The sequence below is a fragment of the Salinicola corii genome (assembly GCF_008298015.1).
In the GTDB taxonomy this organism is placed as follows: domain Bacteria; phylum Pseudomonadota; class Gammaproteobacteria; order Pseudomonadales; family Halomonadaceae; genus Salinicola; species Salinicola corii.
Map to the genome: position 1 here is coordinate 255,122 of NZ_VTPX01000006.1, position 13,132 is coordinate 268,253.

Consider the following 13,132-nt stretch of genomic DNA (forward strand, 5'->3'; position numbering starts at 1 on the left):
CCGTCCGGGTGTGTAATTATGCCGCACCGGAACCCACCCCTATAGCGCCAACCGTTCACCTGACACTGTCTGTTCGTGCCGTAGCAGCCAGTGCTTTCTGCCGATACCGCCGGCATAGCCCGTCAACCTGCCATTACTGCCGATGACCCGGTGGCAGGGGATGACGAGAGAGATCGGATTGCGCCCGTTGGCAGCGCCGACCGCTCTGACCGCCGACGGGGCGCCGATCGCGACGGCAATCTCGCGATAACTGCGAGTCTGGCCATAGGGGATCGTCCGGAGCGCCTGCCAGACCCTCGCCTGGAAGTCGGTGCCCCGAAGGGCCAGTGGCAGGTCGAACGTCGTCAGTTGTCCCAGGAAGTAGGCTTCCAGTTGCTGTGCGCAGCGTGCGGTGACGGCGTTGGGGTTGTCGACATGGCCCGGCGTCTTCGAAAAAGCGACCCAGGTCAGGCCCAGCGCGGTGGCGCGAATCTCGATGGGACCCAGGGGGATCGACGCCGGTGGTTGATAGCGCTGGACGAATTCGTCGTGACGCGCCGGCAGGCGGGCGTCGCACTGGGGGAAGTCTGTGTTCATAGGATCTGGTTCCAGAGCTGCATCGTGAGATAGCTGCGCCACGGGGACGCGGTGGCGATATCCACCGGCGTCTCCAGGCGGGCGAGTGCGCGGCGCAGGCCGACATCGCCGTCCAGCCAGATGTCGGGGTCGCCGTTTCCGCGCATGGCGACGACGTTGGCCGTCCACGGCCCGATTCCCTTGAGCGAGAGCCACTGCCGTGGGTCCTCGCCGAGCTCTCCCCGATCCCAGGCGGTCGCCAGCCGCCGGACGGTTTCCCGGCGACTGGCGGGCAGTTTCAGGAAAGCGAGATCGCTGGCGGCGATGGCCCCGGCGGTGGGGAAGCGCCGACGTCCGCCGGCATCGGTCTCCCCGAGATGGTCGACCAGATTCTGAATCAGGCGGTTGGCGGCGGCAATCGAGACCTGCTGGCCCAGTACGGCACGGATGCCGGCTTCGAAGACGCCCCAGGATCCCGGCAGGCGCAGCCCTTCGGCCAGCGGCAACTCCGGTAGATGCCGCCGCAGGTGGACTTCGATGGCGGCGGTGTCGGCGTCCAGGTCCAGCATCCGCCGGATCTGACGCACGATGGCGCTGAGGTCGCCGAGCTCGCTCAGAACCAGCGTGACCACGAACTGATGACGCTCGGGATCGTGCACGGCGTCGAAGTATCCGGTGGTCTCCCCCTGTCTCAGGGTCCGCCCCAGCGAACGCTCGTCGACCCACTCCAGGCCTTCGATGAGATGAAGCGCGTAGAAATGGCGCAGCCGTTCCCACTGGTAGGGCGGGCGATAGGCGAGCTTGACGGTCAGGGCTGCGTTGCGTCGTTTTTGTCGCCGGATGTCGCTGGGGGTCAGCGCCATCTGCCGTTTGAAGGCGTCGTTGAAGCGCCGCAGGCTGGAAAAACCGCTGGCATGCGCGACGTCGATCACCGGCAATGCGGTCTCGTGCAGGAGCTTCTTGGCGAACAGGCACTGGCGGTAGAGCGCGTACGCCTTGGGCGATACCCCGAATCGACGCTGGAACAGCTGGCGCAGGTAGCGCTCGCCGATACCCAGTCTGTCGCAAAGTGCCGCGACGTTGCTCTGCTGCAGCGCGCCGGCATCGATCAGGCGAATGGCCCGTGATAGCGTGGTCTGGGGTCCCTGCCAGGCGGGAGAGTCCGGTGCGCTGTCCGGACGGCAGCGCAGGCAGGGGCGAAAACCGGCGCGGGAGGCGGCGACCGCCGATTCGAAGTAACGAACGTGGCGCTCCTGCGGAAGCGTCGCCGGGCAGATCGGGCGGCAGAATATCCCGGTGGTCTCGACGGCAATGAAGAAGCGGCCGTCGAAGCGGGCATCCCGGGCCAGGCGGGCACTGCGGCATTGCTGGGGGTCGAGCATGGGGGCGTCCTGATCATCGTCTCGACCTCATTGTAGCGGGGCGAGCCGGTGGGACTGGCCGGATCCGGCACTCAATGGTCGTCACCGCGAGGAGATCGTCTCGAGGGAAGAACGGCGCCCGCGAGGCACCGTTTGAGAGCGGGGTCGGCAGGTCGCGAGAGTCGCTACTCCCAGAGCTTGTCGTAGTCATTCCAGTAGTGACCCATGTCGCGGTCCTGGGTCAGGCCATACAGCGTGTAACGCCGGGCGAGGCGCGCACCGCCATCGCGGGTCAGCGGCTGCCAGGCGAGGGTCGTGCTGCCGCGGCTCGATTCCGAGAAGAAGACGTCGAGGGGGATCGAGACATAGAGCCCCTTGTCGAAACTGCCCTCGCCGTAGTCGTCGCCGGCATCCGTCAGTGTCGCCCAGGCGCCGATCCGCACCCCGGAATCGAACTGGCGGGAGAGATCGAACGTTGCGCCGAGGTCCCTGGCCAGATAGCGACCTACGCTGACCTGGGCGAGAACGTCCTCGATACCGGTTTCGATATAGGCGGTCGCGTGGCCGGTCCAGGTGTCGTAGTCGCGCATGTCGAAGCGCTGGTCGAAATCCCGCTGCTTGACCCAGTTGAGGTCGACGCCGAAAGCCACCGGACTGTTGAACGGGCGATAGAGCACTTCACCACCGGCGCCGGCATACATCATCTCGAGCAGACCGCCGTAAGCCATGCCGTACCAGTCCTGGCCGAATCGCAGGGTGCGAGTGTATTGCAGGTTGTAGATCCCGAGGTTGGTTTCATCCAGATAGCTGTTGATGTTGGTACGAACGCGAGGCAGCTTCGAATTGGCGACGTAGTCGAAGTCATCGAAGTTATCCGCCAGGTTCAGGGCGGCGCGGCCGCTGAACCAGCCGTTGGGGTCGGTCCGGTATTCGGCGTCGAGCTTGGCGTAGATCTGGTAGAGGTAACCGTCGGGCCCTCCCAGGTTCTGGTTCAAGCCCGGCGACAGGCTCCAGGTGAACTGATCGAGATCGTTCTGATAAAGCAGTTCTCCGGCGGGGGGTGTATCGCCGGGTTGGGTCAATGCCGAGGCATACAGGCCGTAGTGGTACTGCTGGTCGTAGGCCGTGGAACCCGCCGCCTCGAGATAGGCCTGGCGGTCATGGACGTCGTCGCGCAATCCCATGCCGACACTCTGCCAGCGGTAGCGGTACGTGCCGATATCTTCCGCGGTATGGTTGTTGAGAATGCGATTGGCGCGACCTTCGCTTTCCAGCATCGAGCGATATTTGGTCGCTTCGGCCTCGACGATCAGCTCGTCGTCGTCGCGGGTGATACGCCTCACCCGCATCCCGGCGTTGTTCTGCAGTTCTGAGCTGATGGCCTGCCAGTCCTGCGCGGTCCGCTCCGGTGCTGCCTGGATTGGCACCGGTCTCGGATCATCGGTCTTGGGTTGTGAAATGCCGGCGAGATTGCCGCGGAAGGTGATGCCGAACATGGCGGTGTCGCCACGTTCCCACCCGGCGCTCAACGAGATGTTGTCGTTGAGGCTCAGGCGGGCACCGAGATTGACCGGAGAGTGTTGAGTCAGCGTCGTCTCGAATGGTTCGCTGCGGTAGTCGTTGCCATCGTACTCGAGCTGGAGCGACAGCGGCTCCCAGCCGGTCTGGTATTCGATGCCGCCGAACAGGCCAACATCGCCGCTGAAGATGTCGCCGAACTCGAAGTCGCCGGCTTCCTCGGGATTCTCCGTTGAGCGCTCGTCGAACCGATCCGATACCGCCGCCAGCGGATTACCGATGCCGCCGCCGTTGGCCAAATAACCCCAACCCAGTCCGAGTGTGAAATCGAAGTTGTACCAGCGCTTGCTGGCGACCAGATATTCACTGCCGAAGAGGCCGGTACCGCCGAAATCGCGAAAACCCAGCGCCACGGCTGGAGTGTTGCGGTCCTCTTCGAGCAGCCGAAACTTGAAATCTATCCCTTTGTCTAGGTAGGAGCGTCCGGGGTCCCTGGAGGCCGGGTAGTCCTGATTGGTGATTGCCGTGTAGCGAAAGCCTGCCTCCAGCCAGTCCATGGGCTGAAAGCTGATGTTGTAGCGGAGGTAGGGCGATACATGGCTGTGATTGAGGGAGATGTCTCCCAATGGCGCCATGCGTGCCGTCGGTGTCTGCATCAGCCCAACCCCGCCGAAGTCGGTGCGGGCCTGGCCCAGGTCTGCCTGCGTGATGGGCGCGTATGCCATCAGGATCGGGAGAGAGGCTCCCATGACCGGGGTGAAAAGGCGCAGCGGGGTCCAGCGGCGATCTGCGAATGTCGTCATGAGCATGGCTTAGTGGTAAAGATTGGCTGGGTCGACCGTGATGCACTCATCGCCGGGCAAGCGCGTGGCCAGAAACTGGGGGAGGGCCATGTCGACCCACTGGGCGCCAACCGAGTTCAGGGGGAGGGCGACGACCACACGAGTGCCGGGGACCAGCGGTGCCCGCTGGTGATTCCAGGCGGCGATGCCCAGGCTCTTGATATCGCCCTGGGGGCTCACCAGTTGCAACGTATCGGCGCTGGCATAGGCCTCCCCGTCGAGTCGGTCGAGCAATGTATCAGTGGTCATGCCCGACTCCCATGCTAGACGGCTGATGCCCAGCGGCGTCCAGGTCTCGATCCAGTCGGGCGTCCGGCACCAGCCTAGCGCGTCGACGTCCTCGAGCCGGGGAACCCGGCGAAGATGCGCCACTAGCCAGGTCGGATCGACGCGCCCCGGTATCCGCCCCTTGTCCAGTTTGCCGAGCGCCTTTCGCCAAGCGTCGAGGCCGTCACCGACCTGGGGCGCATTCAGTAGCCTGGCCTGCATGGCAAGCCCCTCCAGCTCGGCGTCGAGGCGTTGCTGGCGCTGTCGATTCTCGGCTGTCGCACTATCTCGGACCACAAAGGCGCGGGACCAGTTGACCGAGGTTTCCCGTTCCACGGTCAACCAGGCATCGAGCAGCGAGGGAGAAGGCGATGGTGGATGCTGCCTTTCGATATCGATGGAAAAGGTCGAGGTCGGTTCGGTGTCGTCTTGCGCGCCTGCGATGCCGACCAGACCGAGACCGCACAGTGCAACGGCGATCAAACGTCGGGTGGTGCGCCATGACCGGTGCCGGTGATACGGGGAGCGGGGGGTCACCATGTGTCACTCTTGTCCTTGATGGGCTTCACGAAAATCCCTGTCTCGCTTTCGCCGAATCGCGACGGTGTTGAGGGTCACCAAGGGCGGGCGACCTGCCAGTCGAATATCGGCCCGCCAGGCCACGGCTGGGTTTCGACCGCCCATAGGCGGCCGTCTTCCGGCGCTCGCCAAAGCGTGCCGTGAGTGACGTTGCCGTCCTTCCAGTTCAGCGTTTCATGGCATACCTGCAACTCTCGTGACGTCAGCGGCAATTCGACACGGGAAGGTGCCGCTTCACAATCGAGGAGGGCGGTCGCCTGGCCATGGTGTAGATTGCCGTCCGCCGTCTGCCACTCCCGCTCGAGACGGTAGGCAGTCGAGGAGGGCCTTCTCCAGGGAGGGGTATCGAGAACGTTGCCTTCCCCGTCGCTGAGTTGCGTGTCGATCACGTTCTGCTCGAGGCCGGCGCTACTGTGCAGGTAGCCATCCCCCAGGGCGACGGTGGCCGAGTCGCGAAACTGCCAGTAGGTCATGTCCCCAGCCTGACTCGCCAGAATCACCAGACCGCCGTTCCCCGCGACGTGGAAGTCGAGTGATGCGTAGGAGGTGGCGGCGGCCTGGTCGGACACGTCATCGCTAGCGAGTCCCGGGACGATGCCATCGAGCGGGTGGCTTCCGCCCAGGGAGCAGCCGGAGAGGATGAGGCTCGTCATGGCGAGACAAAAGAAGACCGCCCGAGGGCGGCCTTCCAGGCGGTAATAACGTGCTGCTGTCATTACCGGGTCCCGGTCGTACCGGTGGTACCAGTGGTACCGGTCGTTCCGGTGGTGCCATCACTGCCACCTGCAGCGGCCAGCGCGCCGACCGATGACGCCGCCGCGCTGGTATCGACAGCCGAAGCTGTCGATGCGCTAGCGGCGGTGCCGGCTCCGGCGGCGCTGCCCGTTGCCACTTCTTGGGCGACGGCGAGTGAAGAGACAGCCATTAACGCGACTGCCATTATGGCCAGTTTCTTCATAAGTACCTCCTAACGTGTTGGTTAAACCAACGATGTGGTCCGAAGACCACCTGTATTCTTACCAATATCACGTATTTGAGCAATTATATCTTTCAAATTTTTGGAATTATAGTGTGTCAAAAAAAAGACATCCGCCAGATTGCACTGAATGGAATCAAGTATAGTTAGTCGTGTCCATTATGGTGCAAGCGCCGCAGGGTAGAGCAATGAGATCATAATGTGTTTTTATGAAACACGGGTTGTCCTTGTTGTGAATGTCAAACTTAAATTGTCTAAAAATAGCGACAACCTTCTGTCTATAGAGCTCGTAAAATATGAAAATCAGGTGGTTCAGGAAGAGAAATGGCCGATTTGTCGGGCCCTGTTTCGCCTCGATGACCCGTCTGAGAGGCGGTTTTGAGCCTTTGGTTCCGTAAGCCTCTGAAAAATAGATATGTATTTATTTAACAATTTATAATGTTTATTTGGGTTTCTTGTGTCAATTGATGTGTACTTGAGGCGCCTTGATGTAATTCCTTGCTCGTGTTGACGTGTACAGTTGTCGCGAATTCGTCACACCTGGTTGTTATCTGTAGGAGGAGAATCAGAGGTGATTCGTGGAATTCTTGGTTCCTGCACACTCTGCAAAGCGTTTTTGTAACTAATGGGTTAGATATTTTGTTTATTTTGAAAAGCTGGCACGAAAATAGCACTTGTTGATTTGTGAGGTGGCTGAGTCAAGGATTGCTCGGCGGTTCGCGTATTGGTGACCGGCAGGCGTCGATGACGCGAGATTCATGTTTGTGAGTGATTTGACACGATAAATAAGGGCGTCAGGGAATGCCGTTAAAATCCTGGGGCGGTAGCGTGTTTAAATTTTAAGCTTTTTTTAAAGCGGAAGCCATTCACGGGTCATGGTAGACAGGGCTCAATATGGATGAGAGAAGGGGTGGTCGACAGGGATGATGAAAATTCGCGAGGGTCGCAAGCGTTCTATTTTTCGATGGCGCTTTCCCGTCTTGCCGTTGTCACTGGTCGTTGCGATTTCCGGCTGCGCTTTTGCTCCGGGTGGACATATCGACTACGACACGGATTCCGCGCCGATCGATGATTTGGTCGACGTGGAGCCGATCACGCTGGGCCTGGTTCGGACACAGCAGGCGGTGACTTCACTTCGGGGTGGGAACGACGATGAAGCTGACCTGCAGCGAGCAATGGCCGCTTCCCACCGCGACCCGGCGCTGGAGGACCGCTATGAATATCACATCGGTATCGGCGATGTGCTGTCGATCATCGTCTACGACCATCCGGAGTTGACCATACCCGCCGGCAGTGAGCGTCCCACGGAAGATACGGGCAATACGGTCTATAGCGACGGCATGATCTTCTATCCCTACGTCGGTCGGATTCAGGTGGCCGGCCGCACCGTGGAAGATGTCCGCTCCCAACTGCAGCGTCGCCTGGCAACGTATGTCACAGAACCACAGGTCGACGTCAAGGTCGTGGGTTTCAATTCTCAAAAGGTTTACGTCACCGGGCAGGTCGAGAACCCTGGGGCGATGCCCATCACCAACGTTCCCATGACGGTGCTGGATGCGGTCAATCTAGGTGGTGGCCTCAACGGCGAAGCCAATTGGCATGATGTGGTGCTTTCGAGGGGCAGCAACGAAACACATATCGACGTCTATTCGATGCTCCAGAATGGCGATATGCGCCAGAACCAGTTGCTCCGGGACGGCGATGTCCTCCACGTACCCGATATCGGAAGTCAGAAGGTCTTCGTCATGGGCGAAGTAATGGACCCGGCGACCCTTCCGATGGGTAATTCGCGTCTCTCGCTGACCGACGCCCTGTCGGAGGCCGGTGGCATGGACGAGACCCAGGCCAACGCGAAAGGCATTTTCGTGATTCGTCAGTCCGCGCCGGACAGCGGAAAGCTGGCCACGGTCTATCAACTCGACGCACGCAATGCGACGGCGCTGGTGCTCGGGGCGCAGTTCATGCTGCAGCCCACCGATATCGTTTATGTCACCGCTGCGCCGCTGAGCCGTTGGAACCGCGTCATCAATCAGCTGACGCCGACGATCAGTTCCGTCTACCAGGTGACACGAGCCACGCGCGACTTCGACGAACTCCGCGACGGCAACTGACATGTTCGATCGGATATTGGTGCTGTGCACGGGAAATATCTGCCGTAGCCCGGTGGCGGAAGCGCTGTTCAGGCAACGATTCCCGGACAGGCAGATCACTTCCGCGGGACTGGGGGCGCTGGTCGGCGAGGGTGCGGAGCCCACGGCCAAGGAACTGGCGGCGCGGGAAGGGTTGGATCTGTCCGCCCATGTCGCACGGCAGGTCGATGTCGGCATGTTGCAGTCCGCCGACCTGGTCCTGGTGATGTCCGATGGTCAGCGTCGTGCCGTGACGGAGCTTTATCCCGCCGCCAGTGGCAAGACGATGCTGCTCACTCGCTGGATCGGGGAGAACGAGGTACCCGATCCCTATCACAAGAGTCGGAGCGCTTTCGAACACGTTCATTGTTTGCTGACACAAGCCGTAGATGCCTGGGTAGGCAAGTTGCCGGATCGCTGAAAGGATGCAAAACCCCACATGACCACAAGCAACACATCGACGACATCGGCAGCGGGTAACCACGAAGAGATAGACATTCGTCGGCTGCTGGGGATTCTGCTGGACCACAAGAAGTGGGTAATGGCGAGCGTTCTGGGTTTCGCGTTGATCGGAATTCTGTACGCCAGCCTGGCGACGCCTATCTACCGAGCGGACGCCCTGGTGCAGATCGAGAGCGATTCGCCAGGCAACAATCCGCTCCAGGAGGTTACGAGTCTGCTGGGCGAAAAGCCGCCGACGCTCTCCGAAATCGAGATCATTCGATCGCGAATGGTGCTGGGTCAGGCCGTTGATCTGCTCAATCTCGACATCAATGTGGCGCCAGTCACCTTGCCGATCGTAGGGGCTTTTTTTCAGCGCCAACGTATCGGACGACCCGGCTTCGCCAAGGGGTGGGGGCATGCGTTCAGCGGGGAGACCGTTGCGGTCAGCGAAATGCCGATGTCCGATACCTATCTTGGCAAGACGTTCACCCTTGAGATCCAGGACAGTTACACCTATCGCTTGCGGGATGCCGACGGGAAGTCGCTGGGTTCGGGTAAAGTCGGGCAGTTGAGCACCTTTTTGAACGGTGACGTCGCCATACGTGTAACATCCATCCAGGCGCCAGCCGGCGCCGAATTCACCGTTCAACACGTGCCCCGGCTGGCGGCGATCAACGGTTTGAGAGGGCGTTTCGAGGTCGGGGAGGCGGGCAGCGAAACGGGGATTCTTAGTTGGAGCCTGACTGGCCCCGATCCGGATGCCACCAAGAAAACACTCAACACGGTCGCTGACATCTATTACTCGCAGAACGTTCAACGCCAATCGGAAGAAGCGCGCAAGAGCCTTGAGTTTCTGAATACTCAGGTGCCGCAGATCCGTGACCAGTTGAACCAGTCGGAAGAGAAGCTCAACGAGTATCGGGAGTCCAGGGACAGTGTCGATCTCTCGCTGGAGACAAAATCGGTTCTCGACCGCATCGTCAACCTGGAGTCCCAGTTGAACGAGCTGGAAATGAGCGAGGCGGAGATTTCGCAGCGCTTCACCAAGAGTCATCCGACCTATCAGGCGCTGCTGGAGAAAAAGGCACAGCTCCAGCGTGAGCGGGACAATCTCGACAAGCAGGTCAAGGGGTTGCCGGAGACGCAGCAGGAGATACTGCGGCTGCAGCGAGACGTCGAGGTTACCAACGAGATCTATGTCCAACTGCTCAACAAGGTACAGGAGACCAAGATAGCGGAGGCCAGCACGGTCGGTAACGTGCGGGTTCTGGACGCTGCTGAGGTCCTGCCTGCCCCGGTGGCGCCTAACAAGCCTCTGCTGGTCGCCGTCGCGATCATCGTCGGGTTGATCGTCGGCGTTGCCGCCGTCTTTCTTAGAGCGCTGTTCAATCGCGGGATCGAAACCCAGGAACAGATCGAGGATCTGGGACTTCCGGTCTACGCCACCATTCCGTTATCCGACGAGCAGGGCAAGCTAAACCGGCGCGTGAAGCGCTCCGGCAAGGACCAGAGCCGTAGCTTCTCCAGCGGTCTGCTGGCCGCTCGCAATCCTGCCGATGTCTCGGTCGAGGCGCTGCGCGGCCTGCGGACCAGTCTCCACTTTGCCATGCTCGAGGCTGGCGATAACCGTCTGATGATCACCGGGCCCAGCCCGGGAGTGGGCAAAAGCTTCGTCAGCGTCAATCTGGCGGCAGTGTGTGCCCAGGCCGGGCAACGCGTGCTCGTCGTCGACGCGGATATGCGAAAAGGGCAGGTCCATAGCGCTTTCGGTGCCGCTTCCGAGAACGGGCTGAGCGATGTGCTCTCCGGCAAGCAGGGGCTCGAGCAGGTGATTCGACCGGTCGACAACGTGGAAAACCTGCATTACGTCGCACGTGGCATGGCGCCTCCGAATCCCTCTGAGCTACTGATGACATCGCGTTTCAGCGAATTCCTGGCCCAGGTCAGCGAGCGCTTCGATCTGGTCATCGTCGACTCCCCGCCGATTCTCGCGGTGACCGACGCGGCCATCATCGGTAAGCAGGTGGGTACGACGTTGATACTTGCGCGCTTCCAGACCAATCCGGTCAAGGAGATGGAATTGGCGATCAGCCGACTGAAGACGGCGGGTGTCGAGCCCCGAGGCGCCATCTTTAATGCTGTGGAGCGCAAGGCCGCTACCGAATACGGCTACGGTTATTACCATTACAGTTACAAGTGATGAGTACTGTAACGGTCTATCGATGCAATGATCTCGATATCAGTGATCCCTGCATCGATACACTAAGCGATATCTTGATTGCCTTGGCCGCTGGGAACATCAATAGAGCTACGGTGTCGCTGATGAGCCATGCCGCCAGCAGAGAGGTCTCCATCTATGCGAGCCTGCAACTGTCGCATCAGAACGAGAGCAGGCTCCGCGATCGCGGTGACGCTGGCGGGTTTCCGCTTTTTGGGAGTTTTTGATGAGTTCATCCGGGCGCGTAGGTATGCAGCAACCGTTCTTCCGTCGCTTTCGCGGTGAGCTCTTTCTCTCTCTGTGCAAGACCTTCGTCGCTCGCGGCATTGCGGCGCTGGGAACCTTGTTCCTGGGCTTGGTGCTGGGGCGGTTGTATGGTGCCGATGGCGTGGGGGTCTTTGCACTGGCGCAGAGCGTAATCCTTGGGGCGGGAATCATCGCTCGATTCGGTCTCAATGGCACTCTGATGCGTTACGTGAGCCAGGACAACGATAGCCCCAACATCCCCGTCTATTTACGTTGGTCGGTTGTTCGTTCAGGAGGCTTAAGTATCACCATTGGTGTGCTGGTGTGGCTTTCCCGAGACTGGGTGGCGATATTTTTCGGCTCACTGGCACTGGCTGACGTACTGGCCAGTATCGCTTTGGCGATACCGGCTTTCACGCTCTCTTTCGTTCTCGCAGGATTTCTGAAAGGTGTTGGTATGCCGGCGAGAGCCAGCCTTCAGGAAAATGGCTCCATTTCGCTGTTGGCGGCCGCTTGTATTCTGGCACTTTTCTGGACGACGGAATCGCACTCGCTGAGCCAAGCTGGCTGGGGGTTCTGCTTGGCGGCTTGGCTAGTCGGTGGACAAGGAGCGATACAGACCTGGTTGTGGTTACGACGGCATCCCTTGGTTACCTCCGTCGGAGCTGATGAATCGACGTTGCCGAGCCGAGAAACCTATTTCAGTACCGCTCATAGTTTCATCGTGCTTAATGTTTCGCAGTTTTTGCAGCAGGTGTTGAGCGTAATGATTGCCGGTGCGCTGTTGAGTCACGCAGATCTGGGGCTGTTTAAGTCCGCCGAGCGGGTTGCCTTGATGATCAGTTTCATTCTGTTGGTGATTAATGCCGTGTTTCCACCGCGTTTCGCGAGACTCTTTCATCAAGGTAAGCACACCCAGCTCAAGCGATTAGCTCAGCAGAGCTCGATGGTAGCAACCGTCCTCGCTTTGCCGCCAGCGGCGATCTGCTTTCTTTTCCCTGAATGGGTACTGGGTTGGTTTGGCGACGAATTTCGTCAGGCCGCCAATCTGCTGCGTATTATCGCTATTGGGCAGTTGATTAATGTAACTACCGGTGCCGTAGGCTTTTTGTTGACTATGACCGGCCGGGAGAAGGTGATGCGCAACATCTCTTTGGCCTGTAGCACCTTAGGGACAGTGTCATTCTTTGTCTTGATTCCGGTTTTCGGTGCCACTGGTGCGGCACTGTCATTGATGTTGGTGCTGGTACTGCAAAATGTTGTCGCCGCGCTCGTCGTGTGGAGGAAGATGGATATTGTCATGTTGCCGTGGCCCGTCAAGCTGTAATAGCTGGACGCGCTACCGGAGGTATGCCCCTGTGGAAACAAAGATAGCCGTGGGTGGCCCTTTCAAGCTGCTGTGGTAGCGAGGGAGCGGATGATGGAAGTCTCTCGATCCGGTCGCGAGGTGGTTTGGAAGGCTGATGACTCCCTGTTGTCGGAAACGAAATGCTGGATGCCGAAACGCTTGACCCGCTCCATTGCAATCAGAAGAAAAGCACGCTCAACCCGTTCTTCATTGTTCGTGGGCAACGGGATGATCAATGGGAAGCCGCGCTACGTAAAAACTTCGAGCCTCGGGCTACGAGTCGCGAATAATCAACGGTACAGCCCAAGGCTCACTTCTTTTAGTCTGATAAATGAATCCATGGATTAGCCAATGACCGAACTCACCCCCGAACGCCAGACCCATCTCAAGCAGCTCGAAGCCGAGTCCATCCACATCATTCGCGAGGTCGCGGCCGAGTTCGGCAATCCGGTGATGCTCTACTCGATCGGCAAGGACTCCTCGGTGATGCTGCACCTGGCACGCAAGGCGTTCTATCCCGGCCCACCGCCGTTCCCGCTGATGCACGTCAACACCACCTGGAAGTTCAAGGAGATGATCGAGTTCCGCGACAAGATGGCCGCGGAGGTCGGCATGGAGCTGATCGAGCACATCAACGAGGAAGGTCGGG

At 59.9% G+C, this 13,132-nt stretch carries 11 protein-coding genes; 5 read left to right on the forward strand and 6 right to left on the reverse strand.

Annotation, left to right across the window (positions count from 1 at the left end; translation table 11 throughout):
• Positions 1–39 precede the first annotated feature (39 nt).
• The 6 genes from F0A16_RS22130 to F0A16_RS12765 all read right to left on the reverse strand — a co-directional run bounded on the left by F0A16_RS22130 (position 40) and on the right by F0A16_RS12765 (position 6,062).
• A complete protein-coding gene (locus F0A16_RS22130) occupies positions 40–576 on the reverse strand; it encodes a methylated-DNA--[protein]-cysteine S-methyltransferase (RefSeq protein ID WP_149435771.1) in 537 nt (178 codons plus the stop codon).
• A complete protein-coding gene (locus F0A16_RS12745) occupies positions 573–1,937 on the reverse strand; it encodes an AlkA N-terminal domain-containing protein (RefSeq protein ID WP_149435772.1) in 1,365 nt (454 codons plus the stop codon). The genes F0A16_RS22130 and F0A16_RS12745 overlap by 4 nt, the downstream gene beginning before the upstream one ends.
• A gap of 164 nt (positions 1,938–2,101) precedes the next feature.
• Positions 2,102–4,237 (reverse strand): YjbH domain-containing protein, encoded by a 2,136-nt coding sequence (locus F0A16_RS12750; RefSeq protein ID WP_239023816.1) that lies wholly within the window; start codon positions 4,235–4,237, stop codon positions 2,102–2,104.
• A gap of 9 nt (positions 4,238–4,246) precedes the next feature.
• Entirely contained in the window at positions 4,247–5,083 is an 837-nt protein-coding gene (locus tag F0A16_RS12755; RefSeq protein WP_149435773.1) for a capsule biosynthesis GfcC family protein, read from the reverse strand.
• A 74-nt stretch (positions 5,084–5,157) separates the two neighbouring features.
• The gene (locus F0A16_RS12760; protein ID WP_149435774.1) at positions 5,158–5,838 is read right to left on the reverse strand and encodes a YjbF family lipoprotein; all 681 of its coding nucleotides are present in this window, start codon (positions 5,836–5,838) and stop codon (positions 5,158–5,160) included.
• Positions 5,838–6,062 carry a hypothetical protein gene (locus F0A16_RS12765; RefSeq protein ID WP_420853081.1) on the reverse strand — a complete coding sequence of 75 codons (225 nt, stop codon included), beginning with the start codon at positions 6,060–6,062 and terminating at the stop codon, positions 5,838–5,840. The genes F0A16_RS12760 and F0A16_RS12765 overlap by 1 nt, the downstream gene beginning before the upstream one ends.
• Positions 6,063–7,024: 962 nt before the next feature.
• On the opposite strand from F0A16_RS12765, the gene F0A16_RS12770 reads away from it, so the two are divergent.
• The 5 genes from F0A16_RS12770 to F0A16_RS12790 all read left to right on the forward strand — a co-directional run.
• Positions 7,025–8,209: a polysaccharide export protein gene (locus F0A16_RS12770; protein ID WP_149435798.1), complete on the forward strand. Its 1,185-nt coding sequence runs from the start codon at positions 7,025–7,027 to the stop codon at positions 8,207–8,209.
• Between the two features lies 1 nt (position 8,210).
• Positions 8,211–8,648 (forward strand): low molecular weight protein-tyrosine-phosphatase, encoded by a 438-nt coding sequence (locus tag F0A16_RS12775; RefSeq protein WP_149435776.1) that lies wholly within the window; start codon positions 8,211–8,213, stop codon positions 8,646–8,648.
• Between the two features lie 18 nt (positions 8,649–8,666).
• Complete coding sequence (locus tag F0A16_RS12780) at positions 8,667–10,871, forward strand: polysaccharide biosynthesis tyrosine autokinase (protein ID WP_149435777.1); 2,205 nt, start codon at positions 8,667–8,669, stop codon at positions 10,869–10,871.
• A gap of 244 nt (positions 10,872–11,115) precedes the next feature.
• The gene (locus tag F0A16_RS12785; RefSeq protein ID WP_149435778.1) at positions 11,116–12,462 is read left to right on the forward strand and encodes a lipopolysaccharide biosynthesis protein; all 1,347 of its coding nucleotides are present in this window, start codon (positions 11,116–11,118) and stop codon (positions 12,460–12,462) included.
• A gap of 372 nt (positions 12,463–12,834) precedes the next feature.
• Positions 12,835–13,132, forward strand: a 298-nt coding sequence (locus tag F0A16_RS12790) for a phosphoadenosine phosphosulfate reductase domain-containing protein (RefSeq protein WP_149435779.1), incomplete at its 3' end; no start/stop codon positions are given.

Coding starts and splice junctions, on each gene's coding strand:
- F0A16_RS12775 (WP_149435776.1), top strand. CDS start 8,211: ATGTTCGATCGGATATTGGTGCTGTGCACGGGAAATATCTGCCGTAGC.
- F0A16_RS12755 (WP_149435773.1), bottom strand. CDS start 5,083: ATGGTGACCCCCCGCTCCCCGTATCACCGGCACCGGTCATGGCGCACC.
- F0A16_RS22130 (WP_149435771.1), bottom strand. CDS start 576: ATGAACACAGACTTCCCCCAGTGCGACGCCCGCCTGCCGGCGCGTCAC.
- F0A16_RS12785 (WP_149435778.1), top strand. CDS start 11,116: ATGAGTTCATCCGGGCGCGTAGGTATGCAGCAACCGTTCTTCCGTCGC.
- F0A16_RS12765 (WP_420853081.1), bottom strand. CDS start 6,062: ATGGCAGTCGCGTTAATGGCTGTCTCTTCACTCGCCGTCGCCCAAGAA.
- F0A16_RS12780 (WP_149435777.1), top strand. CDS start 8,667: ATGACCACAAGCAACACATCGACGACATCGGCAGCGGGTAACCACGAA.
- F0A16_RS12770 (WP_149435798.1), top strand. CDS start 7,025: ATGAAAATTCGCGAGGGTCGCAAGCGTTCTATTTTTCGATGGCGCTTT.
- F0A16_RS12760 (WP_149435774.1), bottom strand. CDS start 5,838: ATGACAGCAGCACGTTATTACCGCCTGGAAGGCCGCCCTCGGGCGGTC.
- F0A16_RS12745 (WP_149435772.1), bottom strand. CDS start 1,937: ATGCTCGACCCCCAGCAATGCCGCAGTGCCCGCCTGGCCCGGGATGCC.
- F0A16_RS12750 (WP_239023816.1), bottom strand. CDS start 4,237: ATGACGACATTCGCAGATCGCCGCTGGACCCCGCTGCGCCTTTTCACC.